The sequence below is a fragment of the Kribbella sp. NPDC049227 genome (genome assembly GCF_043197265.1).
Lineage (GTDB): Bacteria > Actinomycetota > Actinomycetes > Propionibacteriales > Kribbellaceae > Kribbella.
The window spans coordinates 105,638-123,845 of record NZ_JBICST010000009.1 but is presented as its reverse complement, the minus strand read 5'-3'; the positions used below and the strand labels follow the sequence as shown (position 1 = coordinate 123,845).

Sequence of the window (18,208 nt, the reverse complement as noted above, 5' to 3'; positions counted from 1 at the left end):
TTACGCTGGGCAGCGATAACGACTCGTGATCGCTGGAGGTCCCCGATGGAGCTACGGCAGCTGCGGTACTTCGTCACCGTCGCCGAGGAACTCCACTTCGGCAAGGCCGCCGAGCGGCTCAACATCGTCCAGCCCGCGGTCAGCCAGCAGGTCGCCAGGCTGGAACGCGAACTCGGACTGAAGCTGCTCGACCGGTCCTCCCGCCACGTCCGGCTGACCGGTGACGGCGAGCGGATGCTGCGTGAGGCACGGACGATCCTGGCTGCCGCGGACCGCGCCACCGAGGTCGCGGCGGAGCTGGTTTCCGGACAGAGCGGCGTATTGCGGATCGGGACCGCGCAGGGACTGCGAGATCGGCTCGAGCGTGGGTTGGCCGTGCTGCGGTCGGACACTCCGGGAATCGAGATCAAGCTCAGCTCGGGCTCGGCCGCGGATCACCTCGAGGCGCTGCGCGCGGGCGAGCTCGACGTCGCGTTCGTCCGGGGTGACGTGGCTGCTGCCGATCTCCAGGTGGTCGAGCTCTGGCGGGATCCGCTGTCCGTCCTGGTGCCATCGGCGTACCGGGCTGATGACGGCGTGAAGCTCGTCGACCTGGCGGGTCTGCCCTTGCGGTTGCCGGCCGATCCTTGGCTGCTCGAGTACATGGTCGGCGCCTGCCGGGAGGCCGGGTTCGAGCCGCTGGTGGGGCGTCCGGTGGACAACCTGGAGGACGCCGTCGTCGAGATGTCGACCGGTGCGCCGGCCTGGACCGTGGTCTACGGCACGTCATGTGAACCGGCCGAGGGCGCGTTGTGGATGGGGCCGTTCGCGCCGGCGCTGTCCGCTCCGGGCAACCTCGTGATCGCGAAGGGCGATGCGCCGGTCTGCCTGGACGTGCTGGTGAGGGCCTTCGGTTGAGACCCCCGGCGGGCCCTGACAGCACCGCCGGGGTGGCTGTTGATCTCTCAACAGCCCGGATCGTATGCGGAAAACCCTCTCCCGAGGAGGGGTTGTCTCAGGAAAAGACGCGGGCGGATGGTGGCGCCCGGTGAGCGGTCGCTGACGGAGCGGGCTTATCGTTGGTTCTTGCAACCATAACCAGGCCTGGGTGAGGACCCGGTGTCCCGACGTGCGCAGTACGCCGGGGCACGTGCCGGCCGTTTCCGCCCCGGAGCAGCGCTGACCCGCTGCCCCGGCCCCGAAGCGACCCCGCGTACGAACGGAACCCGATGTCTGCCACCCGGACCGAGGCCATCGACTCGGCGACGGCCCATCCCGCCGCCCCCGAGCAACCCCCAGCCCGCTACCGCTCGATGTACGCCGAGGACCGCCCGGCGCCGCCCGGCCCACCACCGGCCGCCGCCACCATGGATCCGGGGCTGACGCACCGCGAGATCCTCGAGATCCTGGCCGGCCTGCTCGCGGCGCTGTTCACCGCGGTGCTCAGCTCGACCATCGTCAGCAACGCGCTGCCGACGATCATCGCGGACCTGCACGGCACGCAGACGCAGTACACATGGGTCGTCACCGCCAGCCTGCTCGCGATGACCGTGTCGACGCCGGTCTGGGGCAAGCTGTCCGACCTGATGAGCAAGAAGCTGCTCGTCCAGCTCGCGATCATCATGTTCGTGGCCGGATCCGCGCTGGCCGGCGCCGCGCACAACGTCCCGTTCCTGATCGGTGCACGGGTCCTGCAGGGACTGGCGATGGGCGGCTTGATGGCGCTCGCGCAGGCGATCGTCGGTGCCGCGATCCCGCCGCGCAGCCGCGGCCGGTACTCCGGCTACATGGGTGCCGTGATGGCCGTCGCCACCGTGTCCGGGCCACTGGTCGGTGGCGTCATCGTCGACACCTCGTGGCTCGGCTGGCGCTGGTGCTTCTACGTCTGTGTGCCGCTCGCCGTGGTTTCGTTGCTCGTGCTGCAGCGGTACCTGCACCTGCCACTGGTCAAACGCAAGGTGAAGCTCGACTACTTCGGCGCGATCCTGATCGCGGGCGCGGCCAGCCTGCCGCTGATCTGGGTGTCGTTCGCGGGCGAGCACTTCCCGTGGTGGTCCTGGCAGACCGGCGCCTACCTGGGCGGTACGGCGCTGCTCGCCATCCTGGCCGTGATCGTCGAGACCCACGCGCGCGAGCCGCTCGTCCCGGTGCAGGTGGTCCGCGAACGCACCACCGCGCTGGCGATCCTGGCCAGCCTCGCGGTCGGCATCGCGATGTTCGGCAGCGCCGTCTTCCTCGGGCAGTACTTCCAGGTCGCCCGCGGCTACAGCCCGACCGAGGCCGGGTTGCTGACGATCCCGATGATGTTCGGCTCGTTCCTCGGATCGGTCGGGTCGGGGCAGATGATCACCCGGTTCGGCAAGTGGAAGCGGTACCTCGTGATCGGTGGGTTGTTCCTCACCGCGGGGCTCGCGGTGCTGGGGACGATCGACCACACGTCGCCGTACTGGTACGTCGGCAGCGGCATGCTGTCGATGGGCATCGGCATGGGCATGATGATGCAGAACCTGGTGCTCGCCGTACAGAACACGGTCGACGTCAGCCAGGTCGGTGCGTCGAGTGCCACGGTGACGTTCTTCCGCAGCCTCGGTGGTGCTGTCGGTGTCTCGGTGCTCGGGGCGGTCCTGGCGAGCCGGGTCACCGATCTGATCGCCGAGAACCTGCGCGCCCTCGGGCCTGAGGCCGCCGCGGCAGCGCAGAGCGGGGGCGGTGGGAGCGTCCTCGACGTGAACTCGCTGCCGGCACCGGTCGCCGAGATCGTGCGGCACGCGTACGGCGACGCGACCGGGAAGATCTTCGTGATCGCGGCATGCTCGGCGGTGGTCAGCCTGCTCGCCGTGCTGTTCATCCGCGAGGTGCCGCTGCGGCGGACGGTGGGGATGACCTCGGAGGAGGACGGCCCGACTGCGGACGGTGTGGCGCCGGATGATCCGGCGGAGCGGGCGGCTGTGGTGGCGCTCGACGTGATCACCTCGGCCGAGCGGACCGCCCGCGAGCGGGAGCGCGAGGCCAACGAACGCGTCCAGGCCGCTTCCACGGTGATCCGTCAGATGCGGACCGACGTCGCCGACCTCTTCACCCGGGTCGACCAGCAGATCGCTGCCCTGGAGGACGCCCTCCCCGACGCGGTTCCCCAACCGGCTGCCGCCATCCTCGACTCCCAGCGACCGGCGGGAGAGTTGGTCGACGAACTGCGGCGCTACGAACTCAGCGTCCTCAGTGCGAGCCAGCGTACTGCCGATCACCTCCGCGAAACCGCCAAGACCGAGGCCGACCAACTCCTGGCCGAGGCCCGAGCTGAGGAGCAGGAGGTCCGGGCCCGGATCGCCGAACTGGAGGCCGTCGAGCAACGCCTCCTCGGCACCATCCGTGACGGCCTCTCCAACACCCCACCACCCCCGCCAACCCCTGGGCCGACCGGCAACGGCTACCCCAGCGAGGACATCCAGGAACGCCAGGCGTTCGGGTGAACATGTGGACAGGAGGTAGTGGCCTCCAGCCGGCGATGTGGGTGCGACTCAGGCGGCGCCGCCGGTCGCCGGGCCGGCTACCTCCTGTCCTGAGGGCACACCACCCCCGGTCGATGTCGGATGCGGATGGCATGCTTCCGGGAGAAGCCTGGGAGCGAGGAGTGCCGTGGGGCCGTGGGACGTGGAGCAGGTGCTGGGACTGGCGCCTGATTCTGCGTCCGCGAAGGCTGGGCAGTCGCAGGCTCGGCCGGAGAAGTGGTCCGGGACCGGGTCGTCCGACCGGGCTGTCTGGGGACTGTGCCAGGGGAGCGGCAAGACGCCGTACCAGATCACGGTTGATCCGAGTGGGCCGGCGTACAAGTGCTCGTGTCCTAGCCGGAAGTTTCCGTGCAAGCATGCGCTCGGGTTGCTGTTGCTGTGGGCGACCGGGGAGGCCCAGGGCGGTGACGAGCCGGAGTGGGTGAGCTCGTGGGTGGATCAGCGAGCGGCCAGGGCCGAGCGGCCGGAGCGTAAGCCGGGTGAGGTCGCCGACCCTCTGGCCGCGCAACAGCGTGCGTCGAGACGGGCTGACCGGGTGTCGGCCGGCATGGCCGAACTGTCGAGTTGGCTGGATGACCAGGTCCGGCAGGGGCTCGGCGGATTCGACCAGCGTGCGTACACCGAGCTGAGCAGACTCGCCGCGCGCATGGTCGACGCGCAGGCGCCAGGAGTCGCAGGAGCGGTACGGCGAGCCGCCGGAGTCGTCGGCCGTGGTCACGGCTGGCCGGGTGAACTGCTCGAGGAGCTGTCCCTCATCCACCTGATCGTCTCGGCCCACGCCCGCCTCGCCGACCTCCCGCCGTCGCTGGCCGACACCGTGCAGTCGCGGATCGGCTGGACGGTCGAGACCGCCCGCGTGCTGGTCGAAGGAGAGAAGGTCGAGGACGACTGGCTGGTGCTCGGCCGCGTGATCGAGCCCGACGACCGCCTCACGGTCCGCCGCGTCTGGTTGCGTGGGGCAACGACTGGCCGACTCGGCCTGATCCTCACCTTCGCAGCCGCCGGACGTCCACTCGACCCGTTGCCGGCGCGACCTGGTGAGTATGTCCCCGGAGCTCTGTCCTTCTATCCCGGCGCCCTCCCGATGCGCGCCCTCCTCACCCAGACCGCGCCGCGCCTGCCCGCACCGAAGCCGGCCGGATTCACCGCACGTCAGGCCTTGGCGTCGTACGTCGAATCCGTCGCCGCCGACCCGTGGAACGAGCGCTGGCCACTGGTCCTGCAGGACGTGCGTCCGGCCCAGTACGGCGAGGGATGGGCGCTGGTGGACGACGCGGGTGATGGACTGGAGATCTTGCCCGGGGTGGATCCGTGGAAGCTGCTGGCGGTGTCGGCCGGCGATCCTGTCACCGTCGCCGGCGAGTGGAACCGCGCGGGCTTCCGGCCGATGACCTGCTGGCACGGCGATCGGCCGGTGATCCTGTGAAGGGCTGGGACGGGCTGGTCAGCTCGGCGTTGCTCGGTACGGACCGGCGGCCGGTGCACTTCGAGGAGTTGCCGGAGCACATCCAGGAACGGCTGGGTGACGGTGGACTGCTCGACGCGGCCGCGCTCGCGACCGTCTACAAGCGGGCCGGTCGCAAACCTCTGCAGGAGCTCGAACCGTTGCCTGTGGCATCCGGTGAGGATCGGCCGTTGCCCCGGCCGGTCGCGATCCGGCGGCTGGCCGCGATGCTTGGTGGATTCCAGACGACCGCGCTCGGCGAATGGCTGCGGGCCGCCGACGCTCGTGGTTGGGGCGTGCCGCCGGAGCACCTTCCGGCGTTGGCCGACTATGCCCGCAACAGAGCGGAGTACCGGCCGCTCGTGATCGAGGCTGCAGGTCGGCGGGCCGCATGGTTGGCGGATCTGAATCCGGAGTGGCGCTTCCTGCACGCAGCGGTTGTCGAGAGCAACGATCCGGAGTTGTGGACGCATGGCAACGCGATTCAGCGACGCAGCTGGTTGCGTGGCCTGCGGCAGCATGACCCGCACGCGGCACGGGAGGCGCTGAGCGAGGTCTGGCCGACCGAGTCCGCCGCGACTCGCGCTGACTTCCTCGGTCTGCTCGCGGACGGATTGTCCACGCAGGACGAGGACTTCCTCGAGGCGGCCCTCGACGACCGGTCCAGGGAGGTACGCCGGGTTGCGGCCCGCCTCCTCGCGCGAGTTCCGGGTTCGAAGTACGGCGAACGCATGGCCGAGCGGATGTGGTCGCACCTGACCGTCAGTCAGGGGGTGATCGCGGTCGACCTGCCGCGCCGGCTGAGCGCCTCGATGGAGCGCGACGGGATCACCTCGGAGAACCCCGAGGGAGTCGGCAAGCGCGCGTGGTGGTTCCTGCAGATCGTTGCCAACACCCCCTTGTCCGTCATGGATCTCAGCTGGTTGCAGACACCGGTGGAGGGCTGTTCGCCTGAGGTGCTGCAGGCTGCCTGGACGGAAGCCGCGATCCGGGAGGGTTCGGCCGAATGGGCCCGGAGTTTGTTGCGGTCCGAGGCATCGACCGGCAGCCGGAGTCCGGCGGAGCTGCTGCGGTTGCTGCCGCCGGACGAGTGGGCGCGGGCCGTGGAGGCGCTCCGCACCACCGTGGATGTCGCCGAACTGGTGGGTGGGCTGCCGGTGCCGTGGCCGTCGTCGCTCGCGACCATGATCCTGGACCAACTGGCCAAGGTGGGCACCGCGCGCGCGTGGGCCCGGTTGGCGAGCATCACGGCCCGCGCCGCGCCGGCCGACGTACTGAATCATCCGATCACCCGGGAGCCGACCGGCGAGGAAGACACCTGGCGCCGACGGCTGGTCGAGACCCTGATCTTCCGACGTGAGATGTATGAGGAGCTGTCATGACCACTGAAGTACTGCGGCCGCACGCGGAAGAAGAGTATGCCGACGAGCTGGTCGCGCTGGCGGCCGCGGACGATCGGGCCCGGCCGCCGGCCTGGCGGCTGTCGCCGTCGGCGGTGGTCACCTACCTGCTCGGCGGACGGGCCGGCGACACGGAGATCTCACCGAAGTACGTCGGTCCGCGCCGGCTGATCGAGGTCGCGGTGGCCACGCTCGCCACGGACCGTGCGCTGCTGCTGCTCGGCGTACCGGGGACGGCGAAGACGTGGGTCAGCGAGCACCTCGCCGCGGCCATCAGCGGAGACTCGACCCTGCTCGTGCAGGGGACGGCGGGTACGGCGGAGGAGTCGATCCGCTACGGCTGGAACTACGCGCAGTTGATTGCCCAGGGCCCCAGTGAGGCGGCGCTGGTGCCGAGCCCGGTGCAGCGGGCGATGACCGAGGCGAAGATCGCCCGGATCGAGGAGCTGACCCGGATGCCGTCCGACGTCCAGGACGCGCTGATCACGATCCTGTCCGAGAAGACGCTGCCGGTGTCCGAGCTGGGCACGGAGGTCCAGGCCCGCAAGGGTTTCAACGTGATCGCCACCGCCAACGATCGGGACAAGGGCGTCAACGAACTGTCCAGCGCGTTGCGGCGCCGCTTCAACACCGTCGTACTCCCGCTGCCGGACTCCGCCGAGGACGAGGTGGAGATCGTCTCCCGCCGGGTCGCGCAACTCGGTTCGGCGCTGGAGTTGCCGCAGCCGGACGACGCGCTGGACGAGATCCGCCGGGTGGTGACGATCTTCCGCGAGCTGCGGTCGGGCCGGACCGAGGACGGCCGGACCGCGGTCAAGTCCCCGTCGGCCACGCTGTCCACCGCGGAGGCGATCAGCGTCGTCACCGGCGGTCTCGCGCTGGCCGCGCACTTCGGGGACGGCGTACTGCGTCCGACCGACGTGGCCGGCGGCATCCTCGGAGCCGTCATCAAGGACCCGTCGGCCGACCGCGTCGTCTGGTCGGAGTACCTCGAGACCGTCGTGCGAGAGCGGGACGACTGGGCCCCGTTCTACCGAGCCTGCCGAGAGATCAACGGATGACCGTTCATCTGCTCGGGATTCGGCATCACGGGCCGGGGTCGGCGCGGGCGGTGGCCACCGCTCTCGGCGAGATCCAGCCCGATGTGGTGCTGATCGAGGGACCGCCGGAGGCCGACAAGGTGGTCGAGCTGGCCGCATCGGCGGAGATGGAGCCGCCGGTCGCGCTGCTTGCGTATGCGGTCGACGACTCGACCAGGGCGGCTTTCTGGCCGTTCGCGGTGTTCAGTCCCGAGTGGCAGGCGATCAAGTACGCGCTGGCTGCGGGTGTGCCGGTGCGGTTCTGCGACCTGCCCGCCGCGCAGCAGTTCGCGTCGTCCGGTGGTGACGGGCGGCGGGCGATGTCGATCGATCCGCTGGCCACGTTGGCGAACGCGGGTGGGTACGACGATCCCGAGCGCTGGTGGGACGACGTGATCGAGTCCCGGCGCGAGGGGGCCGAGCCGTTCACGGTGATCGCGGACGCGATGCGCGAGTTGCGGCACGGCGAGGAGGCGACCGGCCGGGAGGCACAGCGCGAGGCGTACATGCGGACCGTGCTGCGCAAGGCCCTGCGCGAGGGGCATGAACGGATCGCCGTCGTCTGCGGCGCCTGGCACGTGCCCGCGCTCGAGATTCCGTTGCCTCCGGCAACGCACGATCAGCGCATCCTGAAGGGTCTGCCGAAGCGGAAGGTCGCGTGCACCTGGGTGCCGTGGACGCATGGCCGGCTGGCGGCGGCGAGCGGATACGGCGCCGGCATCACCTCACCCGGTTGGTACCACCACCTGTTCACCGCGCCTGACCAGATCACCACCCGCTGGCTGTCGAAGGTCGCTCGCGTACTGCGGGACGAGGACCTCCCTGTCTCCAGCGCCCATGTGATCGAGGCTGTCCGGCTCGCTGACACCTTGGCGGCCTTGCGCGGACGTCCGCTGGCCGGGTTGAGCGAGGTCACCGAGGCGACGCGGGCCGTGCTGTGCGGTGGGAACGACGTACTGCTCGATCTGGTCACCCGGGAGGCGGTGGTCGGGGAGCTGCTCGGGTCGGTGCCGGGGGAGACGCCGCAGGCGCCGGTGGCGGCGGACCTTGCGGCTCAGGCACGGCGGTTGCGGATGAAGCGGGACGCGACCGAACGGGTGATCGAGCTCGACCTGCGGAAGCCGAACGATCTGGACAAGTCGCGATTGCTGCACCGCTTGCGGATTCTCGGCGTGCACTGGGGTGTTCCGGCGACCGATGAGCGGCGCGCGCAGGGCACGTTCCGCGAGATGTGGCGGCTGACCTGGGATCCCGGGCTCGAGGTCGAGCTGGTCGCAGCGGGTGCGCACGGTACGACGGTGATCGGTGCCGCGACCACCGTGATGCTGCGCGCGGCCGGCGATGCGTCGACGCTGGCGGATGTCACCGCGGCCTTGGAGAAGTCCCTGCTGGCCGACCTCGAGGACGCGCTTCCCGAGTTGCTGCGCGGCGTCGACACTCGCGCGGCGGCCGACGCCGATGTCGGACACCTCATGGCCGCGCTGCCCGCGCTGGCACGTTCTTCGCGGTACGGCGACGTACGCGGGACCGACACGGCGGGTTTGGGTGCTGTTGCGGGGCGGATGGTGTCGCGGATCTGCGCCGGGCTCGGGCGGACCGTTCATGGTCTTGATCCCGATGCGGCCGCTGCCGTGCAGGAGTTGATCGACGGTGTGCAGGACGCGACCGCCTTGCTGGCCGAGGATGTGCGCTCGGAGTGGCTGAACACCTTGGAGGGGTTGAGCGACCGGACCTCGGTGCCGTCACTGATCCGTGGGCGGCTGACTCGGTTGATGCTGGACACGTCGCGGCTGCCGGATCAAGAGGTCGCCTTGCGGCTGGGGCGGGCGCTGTCCCCGGGGACGCCGACCGCGGGTGCGGCCGGGTATGTCGAGGGATTCCTCGCGGGCGGCGGTCTGCTGCTGGTGCACGACGAACGGTTGCTGGCGCTGGTGGATGCGTGGCTGGGTGCGATCCCGGACGATGCGTTCGTCGAGGTGCTGCCACTGCTTCGCCGTACCTTCGGGACTTTCGCGTCGCCGGAGCGGCGGTCGATCGGGACGCGGGCGCGTGCCCTGGCCGACCCGGCCGCACTGGTTGTTGCTGATGACAACGACCTGGACACCGAGCTGGCCGCGTCCGTGCTGCCCGTCGTCGCGCAGCTGCTGGGGGTCTCATGAGCGACGAGAGGATGCGTCGCTGGCGCCTCGTGCTGGGCAGTGACGCCGAGCCGGAGACGGGTACGACGCTGTCCACGCAGGACCGGTCCGTCGATGCGGCGCTCGCCGCGCTGTACGACGCGGAGCCCGGAGAGCAGGGGCCCGGGCGGTCGGCCGGGCTCGGCTCGTCGGCGCCGCGGGTCGCGCGCTGGCTGGGGGACATCCGGCAGTACTTCCCGAGCACCGTCGTACAAGTCATGCAGCGGGACGCGGTCGAGCGGCTCGGCATCACCCGGATGTTGATGGAGCCCGAACTGCTCGGCGCGGTCGAGCCGGACGTGCACCTGGTCAGCACGTTGCTGGCGCTCAACGAGGTGATGCCGGAGGAGACCAAGCAGACCGCGCGCGAGGTCGTCGGCCGGGTGGTCGCCGAGTTGGAGGCGCGCTTGGCCGAGCGCACCCGGGCCGCGGTCACCGGCGCACTGGACCGGGCCGGGCGGACCGGCCGGCCGCGGCATTCGGACATCGACTGGGACCGGACCATCCGCGCGAACCTCAAGCACTTCTCGCCGGCGCTCGGCACGATCGTGCCGGACCGGCTGGTCGGGTACGCGCGACGCAACCACAGCGTCCAGCGCGACATCGTGCTTGCGATCGACCAGTCGGGCTCGATGGCGGAGTCGGTGGTGTACGCGTCGCTGTTCGGCGCGGTGCTCGGGTCGATCCGCACGCTGCGGACCAGCCTCGTCGTCTTCGACACCGCCGTGGTCGACCTGACCGATCAGCTCGAGGATCCGGTCGACGTACTGTTCGGGACCCAGCTCGGCGGCGGGACGGACATCAACCGCGCGCTCGCCTACTGCGAGGAGCTGGTCACCAAGCCCGCCGAGACCGTGCTGGTGCTGATCTCGGACCTGTACGAGGGTGGCGTCCGCGAGGAGATGCTCCGTCGCGCCCGCTCCTTGACCGAGTCCGGCGTCCAGGTGATCGCCCTGCTGGCGTTGGCCGACTCGGGTACGCCGTCGTACGACCCGGAGAACGCGGCCGCGCTGACCGCCCTCGGCATCCCGACCTTTGCCTGCACCCCGGACCGCTTCCCCGACCTGATGGCCGCAGCGATCCGCCACGAAGACATCACCACGTGGGCCGCCACCAACCTGTCCTGAAAGGAACGCCCTATGACGACTGTCGAGCTGACCCGCTTCCGGGTGCTGCCCGAGAAGACCGCGGAGCTGCTCGCGGCCCGCGCCGACATGCTGACGGACTTCACGTCCGATCGCGCCGGGTTCCTCGGCGCCCGCCTCGTGCAACTCCCGGACAACGAATGGCTCGACATCGTCGAGTGGGCGAGCCCGGAGGACTTCGCCGCGTCGCGGGACAAGGGCGGGAACCTTCCCGGCATCGCCCGGTTCTTCGCCGCGATCGACTCGCTGGTCACCGCCGAGGAGGGCACGCTCGCCGTCGGCGAGCCGTAATCCGCCTGACAGTGGGCGGAGCGGGTGCGACCGTGGGCGGCATGGAGATCACGGAGATCCCGCCTCACGAGTACGCACGGGCGGCGGAGTTGTGGGAGGCGTCGGTGCGGGCGACGCATGACTTCGTCACCGAGGCGGATCTGGACGTGTTCCGGCCGTTGGTGCGGGCGTCCTTCGGGGAGATCCCCCAGCTGGCCGGTCTCCGCGCCGACGACGGGTTGCTGATCGGCTTCATCGGCGTCGCCGACGGGAACGTCGAGATGCTGTTCCTCGATCCGGCGTACCGCGGGCAGGGCGGCGGGAGTCTGCTGCTCGCGCATGCCTTCCGCGAGTTCGCCGCTACCGCGGTCGACGTGAACGAGCAGAACCCGCAGGCCGTCGGGTTCTACGAGCATCACGGGTTCCGAACGGTGTCTCGGAGCGAGCACGACACGACGAACAAGCCGTACCCGATCCTGCACATGAAGCTAGCCGGCTAGTTCGAGGATGTCGATCGGGGTGTTCGGGTCGGCCTCGGCGAAGCGGAGGGCCCACTGGACCGCCTCCTGCTTGGAGTCGACGCGGATGATCGAAACCCCGGCGACGAGCTCCTTGGTCTCGGTGAACGGTCCGTCCATGACGCGCGGCTCGCCGGGGCGAGGAAACGTCACCCGGGCGCCGCGGGCGCTCGGCATCAGCCCCTCGGCGACGAGCAGCACGCCGGCCTGGCGCATCTCCTCCAGAACCGCGTCCGCCCGGGCCAGCATCTCCGGGTCCGGCGGGTTCCCTGCCTCGAGGTTGTCGTTGGTCTTGTGAAGCAGCATGTACCTCATACGGCAGACCTTAGTGCCGTCCAGAACCCCGGCGGGATCTTGTGGTCCATCCACCCGGCGACCTCGGTGATCTCGCGCGGGCTCCGCGCCCCGACCACGACTGCCGCCACGGCCGGATGCGTGAGTGGGAACTGGACGGCAGCGGCCAGCAGCGGTACGTCGTACTCACGGCACAGCTCCCGGAGTCGGGCGATCCGCTCCAGCAACGCAGGCGGCACCCGGGCGTACCCGTGGGGTGCGCCGTCCGCGGTGTCAGCCAGTACGCCGCCCTGGAAGACGCCTGCCGCGAGCACGCTGACGCCGTACTTCTCGCACAGCGGCAACAGCTCGTCGGCGCCGGACTGGTCGAGCAACGTGTACCGGCCCGCGAGCAGGATGCAGTCGGGACCGTCCGCGCCCGTCTCGCGGAGGAACCGGGCCGCGACGTCCGCGTGGTTCACGCCGAGCGAGATCGCGCGGATCGTGCCGCGCCCGCGCAGCTCGGCCAGCGCCCGCAGCGCCTCGGTCGACGCGGTCAGGTAGTCGAGGTCGGGATCGTGGATGTGCAGGACGTCGATCCGGTCGATGCCCATCCGCTCCAGACTCGCCTCGAACGACCGCATCACCGCGCCGTACGAATAGTCCAGCCGTGGACCGAGGCCCGGCGGCGGGTCCGCCCAGATCGGCTGGATGTCCGGCCCGCCGGGCTCGATCAGCCGGCCCACCTTGCTGCAGAGCACGAACTCGTCCCGCGGCCGTCCGCGCAGCGCGAGCCCGGCCCGTTGCTCCGAGAGGCCGTACCCGTACACGGGTGCGGTGTCGAAGAGACGGACGCCGAGCTTCCAGGCGCAGTCGATGGTCGCGATCGCCTGCGACTCCGGAACCGCGGCGAACATCCCGCCGATGGAGGCGAGCCCCAGCCCCAGCCTGCTCACCGTCAGTCCGGTCCGCCCCAGCTCCACACTCCGCATGCCGAAGACCCTAGGAGTTGCCGCCGACAGAAACCGGGTCTTCCGTACGGCCGGTCCGCACGGCACCATGCGGAGATGGGTGAGATCGCGGAGCGGTACCGGCGGCGCGCCGAGGCGTTCGAGCGGAAGGTCGCGGCGGTACGGCCGGAACAGTGGGACAACCCGTCGCCGTGCGAGCTGTGGACGGCCAAGGACGTGGTCGACCACATCGTCACGATGCACGGGGTGATGCTGATACCGGTCGCCCGCAAGCTCGAGCGGTCCGACGACCCGTTGACGGCGTTCCAGGAGGCGCGGGCGGCGGTCGAGGACGTCCTGGACGACCCGGTGCTCGCGCTGACCGAGACCGACACCCCGAGCGGACGGATGACCGCGGAGCGGCACGTGGACGAGGTGGTCTCCGACGACCTGGTCCTGCACGGCTGGGACCTGGCCCGGGCCACCGGTCAGGACGAGACGATGGATCCCGTCGATGTGGAGCTGATCTGGGCCAGTACGGCGGCCATCCCGGCCGAGGTGATGGAGCAGTTCCGTACGCCCGGCGCGTTCGGGGAGGGGATCGAGGTGTTCGGTCCGGAGGTCCAGGTCTCTGTGGACGCGCCGCTGCAGGACCGCCTACTGGGTCTGATCGGCCGTCAGCCGTAGCAGGTCGCTCGGGGCGTAGTAGACCTCTGGCGTGGCGCACAGCGGCGCGCTGAGGAGCTGTCTGGGGTGCGACATGAGCAGTGCGTGTCCTTGCGCGACAGCCGGCTCGAGATACTCGTGCCCCGGCAGGTCGGCCACGGCAGTCCGGCAGCCGAGCGCCATACCCTCGAACAGCGCCGTCGTCGACACGCCGACCTGATACGTCGCGGAGGCCAGCAGGTCCAGCGTGCTCCCGCCGGTCGACAACTGCACGCCGGCCGGGACGGTGTAGTCCGACGCGTGCTCACTGGGGTGCGGCCGGAACAGCACCTCCAACTCCGGATGCTCCTTCACGACCGACTCGGCCACATGCAGCAGCTCGGCACCGACCGTGCCCTGCGACAGGAACACGACCCGGTGCGGATTCTTCTCCGTCGTACGCGGCAGGTACGACGTTCCGACGACCTCCGTCTTCATGCCGGCCGGGAGGTCGGCGACGGTGGTCCAGTACGACCCGAAGCACCAGAGCTCGTCCGGTTGATCGGCGACCACCGGCCGGCCGGGGTAGCTGTAGCCGAGGTGGAACGGGCTGATCGCGCCGTGCTGCAACTCGACCACCCGGATCCCGAGATCGCGCGCGGCGCCGACGATGTGCTGGTGGAAGTAGGCGACGACGACGTACACGGTCTTGATCCCGTGCCGCCGCAGCAGGGCGCGGTAGAGGGCCCGCAGTCGCAGATGTTTGGGCACCTCGCGGGCGACGAGAGCGCCGATCGGAACTGAGATGCCTGTCAGGTCGCGGAGCGCTTCGCTGATTCCGCGGTCGTCGGCGGATCGCCCGTGCAGCGCCCCCGCCGCGGAGGTGAAGAAGTCGAGGTTCCGGCTGTCGGGCAGCGGTGTTCCGTTGATGCCGGAGTCCAGGATCAGCGCCGACGGGCCGAGCGCTGCTCGCAGTTCGTCGGTGTAGATCTCGACACCGTTCGGTTTCCGCGGGTGCGGTACGACGAGCGAGTCGTAGTGCCCGACGAACGGGCTGCGCGTGACCAGTCCGGTGACATGCCTGCCGACGAGGCTTGCCTTGTCGTACGACGAGCGTCGTACCGGATGCGGTGCTCCGTGAATGCCGCTGCGGCGGGTCAGCTCATGGAAGACACGCATCCGGATGATCGGCCACGGGTGCGCGCTCTTGATCCGCCACTCGAGCAGACTCAGCTCCCGCTCCACCTGCCAGATCGCCCGGCACAGGCCCGCCACCGTCGGGCCCACGCCCGGCGCCGTGCCGTTCCCGGTACTCGTCATGGTTGATCCCCACTATGCCCGCGAGACTGCCGACCCCTGAGAAGAACCGGCGGACCGCCTTCAGCAGGTGCGCCTTCCGACCGAGCAGCAGCCCGGCGAGGGCGAACCCGATCGCCGAGACCACCCGGGCCGAAGCATAGGCCAGCACCAGCACGTAGCTGATCGCACCCCGGCGGATCAGCAGCCGGCTGATCGTGTCGCCGCTGCCGGACCGGAACGCACGGCGTACCAGCCAGCTCAGAGTGGTCCGGCCGACGGGCACCTCCTCGGAGATCACCGCCTCCTCGCACCAGACGATGCGGAACCCGGCCCGGTGTACCCGGAGGAAGAAGTGCAGGTCGCTCGAGCCGGTATAGCGGAACGCCGGATGGAAGCCGGGGGTCACCGTGTGGTAGACCCGCCGGCTGACCAGCGTGTTGTTCGTGTACGCCTTGCGCAGTTCCTCGCCGGTCGCGTGCCGGCCCGTCGAGTCGTGTACGTCGCTGTACTTGTTCCACGGTGGTGCGCCCTCCGGGAGGTTGCCCTTCACCGGACCGGTGACGACATCGGCGCCAGTGGCCTCCCAGGCGCGCAGGAGCGACGCCAGCCACCCGGGCGGCGCGACCTCGTCGTCGTCCACGAAGATCAGCGCGGCGTCGTTCCAGCACAACTCCACCGACCGCTCGCGCGCGAACGGGATCCCCGGCTCCGGCTCCACCACCGCCTCGATCGGGTACGGCGTCCCCTCGCCGAACTCCTCGAGCACCCGGGCCGCCGACCCGTCGGCGTCGTTGTCGACCACCACGATCCGGATCCTGTAGTCGGATTCCTCCGGAAGTTCCTGGGCCTGCAGGCTGGTCAGCAGCGCATGCAACAGAGCGGGTCGCCTGAAGGTGATAACCGCAATGGCGACGCTGGTGCTCATGGCGCCCGAGACTATCGGTCCGGACCAACCCACCACCATCCAATCAGCGTGTGAAGTAGCACAGACCACTCAAACGCATGCTCGTGTGATCACCCATCCTGCTGTACCTGGAGGTACAGTCCTGGGGTGGAGACGGTGGAGCGGTTGATTCGCAGTACCCAGGAACTGTTGTGGGAGCGGGGGTATGTGGGGACCAGTCCCAAGGCGATTCAGCGGGCTGCTGATGCGGGGCAGGGGAGCATGTATCACCACTTCACCGGGAAGGCTCAGCTGGCGCGCGCGGCGATCGAGCGGTCGGGGGCCGAGCTGCGGGAGGCCGCCGAGGACCAGTTCAGTGGCGGCGGTACGGCGACCGAGCGGATCAGTGGGTACCTGGAGCGGGACCGGGAGGTACTGCGGGGGTGCCGGATCGGGCGGTTGACCTCGGACCCGGACGTGATGGCCGACCCTGAGCTGCGCGCGCCGATCGACGAGACGTTCACCTGGCTGCGGGCCCGGCTCGCCGAGATTGTCGCTGAGGGCAAGCGCACCGGCGAGTACCCTGACTCACTGGACCCCGAACAGACGGCCGCCACCATCGCCGCCGTACTGCAGGGTGGTTATGTGCTGGCCCGGGCGGCGGGTTCCGTGGAGCCGTTCGAGCTGGCGGTGAAGGGTTTGATCAACCTGTTGCCGGAGGCTGCGAAGTGAAGATCGGTGCGGTGTTTCCTCAGCTCGAGATCGGTGCGGACCCGACGGTGGTGCGAGACTGGGCGACGACGGTGGAGCGGGCCGGGTACAGCCACGTGCTCGCCTACGACCACGTGCTCGGCGCGGATCCGGCGAACAGGCCGGGCTGGACCGGCTACACCGACAAGTCCTTGTTCCATGAGGTTTTCGTGCTGTTCGGGTACCTCGCGGCGATCACCACCGAGCTGGAGCTTGTCGTCGGCGTGCTGGTGCTCCCGCAGCGGCAGACCGCGCTGGCCGCGAAGCAGGCGGCCGAGGTGGACGTGCTGAGCGGCGGCCGGTTGCGGCTCGGCGTCGGCATCGGCTGGAACCAGGTCGAGTACCAAGCCCTCGGTGTGCCGTTCAGGCAGCGCGGCGCTCTGCTCGAGGAGCAGGTCGACGTACTGCGCAAGCTGTGGTCCGAGCCGGTCATCTCGTACGACGGGAAGTTCCACCAGATCGTGGAAGCGGGGCTCAACCCGCTGCCGGGCCGGCAGATCCCGATCTGGTTCGGCGGCGGTGCGGACGCCGTACTGCGTCGTACCGGGCGGATCGGTGACGGGTGGATGCCGCAGGGCCCACCTGACGACAAGGTGCGGGCGCAGTTGGAGACGATCCGGGCAGCGGCTGTGGAGGCAGGTCGCGATCCCGCGCAGATCGGCTTCGAGGCGAGGCTCACGCTCGGCAACGTGCCCGAGCAGGACTGGCGGACGTACGTCGACAGTTGGCGTGAGCTCGGTGCGACCCACCTGACCGTCAACACGATGAACATGGGCCTGTCGAAGCCCGAGGATCACGCCGAGGTCCTGCGCGACGTCCTGCCGGGACTCAGCTAGCCCAGGGAGTGTTCGCGGTCGAGCCGCGGATCACCAGCGGGCACGGCAGGCTGATGATCTCGGTCGGCCGGTCCGGGTCGGCGATCCGGCTGCGGAGCAGGTCGATCCCGGTCTGCACGATCGCGTGCACCGGCTGCTCGACCGAGGTCAGGTCGAACGACTCCCAGGCGGCGAGTTCGGTGTTGTCGAAGCCGATCAGCCAGACGTCGTCGGGCACCTTGGCGCCGATCGCTCGCGCGCCGTCCAGGATGCCGAAGGCGAGCAGGTCGGTGACGGTGTAGATCGCGGTCGGCGGCTTCCGCTTCGACAGCAGTTTGCGCGCGGCCGCGTGACCGTCGGCATGCGGAACCCCGACCGAGACGACGTTGCTGGGCTTGATCCTGAGTCCCGCGTCGGTGAGCGCGGCGCGGAAGCCGAGGTCGCGATCCCGCGAGGTGTTCCCGGTGTGGGTCAGGGTGACCAGACCGATCTCGGTGTGGCCGGCCTCGACCAGGTACCGGCCGGCGTCGTACGCGCCCTGCCAGTTGTCGCCGACCACTTGATCGCAGTCGAGGCCGTCGATGCCGCGATGCAGCAGCACGGTCGGTGTCCCCGAGGCGAGTGCCATCGTGTGCATCTTCGAGTCGTACGTCGCCGACGTGAGCAGGAAGCCGTCGACCAGGCGCTGGTGCAGGACGTCGGCGATCGTCTCCTCGGGGTCGTGCTCGATGTTCCACAAGATCATGTGCAGCCCGACCGAGCTGAGCACCCGGCCGATCTCGTCCAGCAGTTCGGCGTGGAACGGGCTGGTCACCCGGGTCATGAAGACGCCGATCGTGTCGGTCCGCCCGGTCTTCATCGCGCGGGCCAGCGCGTTCGGCGTGTAGTTGGCGTCCTTCAGCACCTGCAGCACCCGGGCCCTGGTTTCCGGGTTGACCTTCGGATTGTTGGTCAGCACCCGTGAAACCGTCGCCTGGGACACCCCCGCCAGCCGGGCCAGATCCCTGCTCGTCGGTGGTCGCGCCATGAACCCCGCCTCCCCTCGTAGTCCAAATGGTGAACCCTACTCAAG

At 69.9% G+C, this 18,208-nt stretch carries 17 protein-coding genes; 12 read left to right on the top strand and 5 right to left on the bottom strand.

Annotated features, from left to right (window positions below; genetic code table 11):
* The first annotated feature begins 45 nt into the window (after positions 1-45).
* The 9 genes from ACGFH6_RS37085 to ACGFH6_RS37045 all read left to right on the top strand — a co-directional run bounded on the left by ACGFH6_RS37085 (position 46) and on the right by ACGFH6_RS37045 (position 11,503).
* A complete protein-coding gene (locus tag ACGFH6_RS37085; protein ID WP_393393908.1) occupies positions 46-897 on the top strand; it encodes a LysR family transcriptional regulator in 852 nt (283 codons plus the stop codon).
* A 311-nt stretch (positions 898-1,208) separates the two neighbouring features.
* Positions 1,209-3,449, top strand: a complete 2,241-nt coding sequence (locus tag ACGFH6_RS37080) for an MFS transporter (protein WP_393393905.1) — start codon at positions 1,209-1,211, stop codon at positions 3,447-3,449.
* A gap of 166 nt (positions 3,450-3,615) precedes the next feature.
* A complete protein-coding gene (locus ACGFH6_RS37075) occupies positions 3,616-4,914 on the top strand; it encodes an SWIM zinc finger family protein (RefSeq protein WP_393393901.1) in 1,299 nt (432 codons plus the stop codon).
* Complete coding sequence (locus ACGFH6_RS37070) at positions 4,911-6,314, top strand: DUF5691 domain-containing protein (protein ID WP_393393898.1); 1,404 nt, start codon at positions 4,911-4,913, stop codon at positions 6,312-6,314. Before ACGFH6_RS37075 ends, ACGFH6_RS37070 begins: the two co-directional genes overlap by 4 nt.
* On the top strand, positions 6,311-7,393 hold the full coding sequence (locus tag ACGFH6_RS37065; RefSeq protein ID WP_393393896.1) for an AAA family ATPase: 1,083 nt from the start codon (positions 6,311-6,313) through the stop codon (positions 7,391-7,393). The genes ACGFH6_RS37070 and ACGFH6_RS37065 overlap by 4 nt, the downstream gene beginning before the upstream one ends.
* The gene (locus ACGFH6_RS37060; protein WP_393393893.1) at positions 7,390-9,570 is read left to right on the top strand and encodes a DUF5682 family protein; all 2,181 of its coding nucleotides are present in this window, start codon (positions 7,390-7,392) and stop codon (positions 9,568-9,570) included. Before ACGFH6_RS37065 ends, ACGFH6_RS37060 begins: the two co-directional genes overlap by 4 nt.
* Positions 9,567-10,715: a VWA domain-containing protein gene (locus ACGFH6_RS37055; protein WP_393393890.1), complete on the top strand. Its 1,149-nt coding sequence runs from the start codon at positions 9,567-9,569 to the stop codon at positions 10,713-10,715. The genes ACGFH6_RS37060 and ACGFH6_RS37055 overlap by 4 nt, the downstream gene beginning before the upstream one ends.
* A 12-nt stretch (positions 10,716-10,727) precedes the next feature.
* Entirely contained in the window at positions 10,728-11,024 is a 297-nt protein-coding gene (locus tag ACGFH6_RS37050; protein WP_393393887.1) for an antibiotic biosynthesis monooxygenase, read from the top strand.
* Between the two features lie 41 nt (positions 11,025-11,065).
* Positions 11,066-11,503 carry a GNAT family N-acetyltransferase gene (locus tag ACGFH6_RS37045; protein WP_393393884.1) on the top strand — a complete coding sequence of 146 codons (438 nt, stop codon included), beginning with the start codon at positions 11,066-11,068 and terminating at the stop codon, positions 11,501-11,503.
* On the opposite strand, the gene ACGFH6_RS37040 is transcribed toward ACGFH6_RS37045, so the two are convergent.
* Both ACGFH6_RS37040 and ACGFH6_RS37035 read right to left on the bottom strand, forming a co-directional pair.
* Positions 11,492-11,836: a YciI family protein gene (locus ACGFH6_RS37040; protein ID WP_131361628.1), complete on the bottom strand. Its 345-nt coding sequence runs from the start codon at positions 11,834-11,836 to the stop codon at positions 11,492-11,494. The genes ACGFH6_RS37045 and ACGFH6_RS37040 overlap by 12 nt on opposite strands.
* Entirely contained in the window at positions 11,833-12,786 is a 954-nt protein-coding gene (locus ACGFH6_RS37035; RefSeq protein ID WP_393393881.1) for an aldo/keto reductase, read from the bottom strand. Before ACGFH6_RS37035 ends, ACGFH6_RS37040 begins: the two co-directional genes overlap by 4 nt.
* Before the next feature lie 75 nt (positions 12,787-12,861).
* Here ACGFH6_RS37035 and ACGFH6_RS37030 point away from each other — a divergent pair, with 75 nt between their 5' ends.
* Entirely contained in the window at positions 12,862-13,431 is a 570-nt protein-coding gene (locus ACGFH6_RS37030; RefSeq protein ID WP_393393879.1) for a TIGR03086 family metal-binding protein, read from the top strand.
* On the opposite strand, the gene ACGFH6_RS37025 is transcribed toward ACGFH6_RS37030, so the two are convergent.
* Both ACGFH6_RS37025 and ACGFH6_RS37020 read right to left on the bottom strand, forming a co-directional pair.
* Positions 13,402-14,568, bottom strand: coding sequence for a hypothetical protein (locus ACGFH6_RS37025; protein ID WP_393395086.1), 1,167 nt, complete (start codon positions 14,566-14,568; stop codon positions 13,402-13,404). The genes ACGFH6_RS37030 and ACGFH6_RS37025 overlap by 30 nt on opposite strands.
* On the bottom strand, positions 14,552-15,613 hold the full coding sequence (locus ACGFH6_RS37020; RefSeq protein WP_393393877.1) for a glycosyltransferase: 1,062 nt from the start codon (positions 15,611-15,613) through the stop codon (positions 14,552-14,554). Before ACGFH6_RS37020 ends, ACGFH6_RS37025 begins: the two co-directional genes overlap by 17 nt.
* Before the next feature lie 126 nt (positions 15,614-15,739).
* Between ACGFH6_RS37020 and ACGFH6_RS37015 the strand changes: the two genes are divergently transcribed.
* Positions 15,740-16,303 (top strand): TetR/AcrR family transcriptional regulator, encoded by a 564-nt coding sequence (locus ACGFH6_RS37015; protein WP_393393876.1) that lies wholly within the window; start codon positions 15,740-15,742, stop codon positions 16,301-16,303.
* Positions 16,300-17,157: an LLM class F420-dependent oxidoreductase gene (locus ACGFH6_RS37010; RefSeq protein WP_393393873.1), complete on the top strand. Its 858-nt coding sequence runs from the start codon at positions 16,300-16,302 to the stop codon at positions 17,155-17,157. Before ACGFH6_RS37015 ends, ACGFH6_RS37010 begins: the two co-directional genes overlap by 4 nt.
* Here ACGFH6_RS37010 and ACGFH6_RS37005 read toward each other — a convergent pair.
* Entirely contained in the window at positions 17,150-18,163 is a 1,014-nt protein-coding gene (locus ACGFH6_RS37005) for a LacI family DNA-binding transcriptional regulator (RefSeq protein ID WP_393393870.1), read from the bottom strand. The genes ACGFH6_RS37010 and ACGFH6_RS37005 overlap by 8 nt on opposite strands.
* Positions 18,164-18,208: the final 45 nt, after the last annotated feature.

Coding starts and splice junctions, on each gene's coding strand:
- ACGFH6_RS37085 (WP_393393908.1), top strand. CDS start 46: ATGGAGCTACGGCAGCTGCGGTACTTCGTCACCGTCGCCGAGGAACTC.
- ACGFH6_RS37080 (WP_393393905.1), top strand. CDS start 1,209: ATGTCTGCCACCCGGACCGAGGCCATCGACTCGGCGACGGCCCATCCC.
- ACGFH6_RS37065 (WP_393393896.1), top strand. CDS start 6,311: ATGACCACTGAAGTACTGCGGCCGCACGCGGAAGAAGAGTATGCCGAC.
- ACGFH6_RS37060 (WP_393393893.1), top strand. CDS start 7,390: ATGACCGTTCATCTGCTCGGGATTCGGCATCACGGGCCGGGGTCGGCG.
- ACGFH6_RS37055 (WP_393393890.1), top strand. CDS start 9,567: ATGAGCGACGAGAGGATGCGTCGCTGGCGCCTCGTGCTGGGCAGTGAC.
- ACGFH6_RS37050 (WP_393393887.1), top strand. CDS start 10,728: ATGACGACTGTCGAGCTGACCCGCTTCCGGGTGCTGCCCGAGAAGACC.
- ACGFH6_RS37045 (WP_393393884.1), top strand. CDS start 11,066: ATGGAGATCACGGAGATCCCGCCTCACGAGTACGCACGGGCGGCGGAG.
- ACGFH6_RS37040 (WP_131361628.1), bottom strand. CDS start 11,836: ATGAGGTACATGCTGCTTCACAAGACCAACGACAACCTCGAGGCAGGG.
- ACGFH6_RS37035 (WP_393393881.1), bottom strand. CDS start 12,786: ATGCGGAGTGTGGAGCTGGGGCGGACCGGACTGACGGTGAGCAGGCTG.
- ACGFH6_RS37030 (WP_393393879.1), top strand. CDS start 12,862: ATGGGTGAGATCGCGGAGCGGTACCGGCGGCGCGCCGAGGCGTTCGAG.
- ACGFH6_RS37025 (WP_393395086.1), bottom strand. CDS start 14,568: ATGCGTGTCTTCCATGAGCTGACCCGCCGCAGCGGCATTCACGGAGCA.
- ACGFH6_RS37020 (WP_393393877.1), bottom strand. CDS start 15,613: ATGAGCACCAGCGTCGCCATTGCGGTTATCACCTTCAGGCGACCCGCT.
- ACGFH6_RS37005 (WP_393393870.1), bottom strand. CDS start 18,163: ATGGCGCGACCACCGACGAGCAGGGATCTGGCCCGGCTGGCGGGGGTG.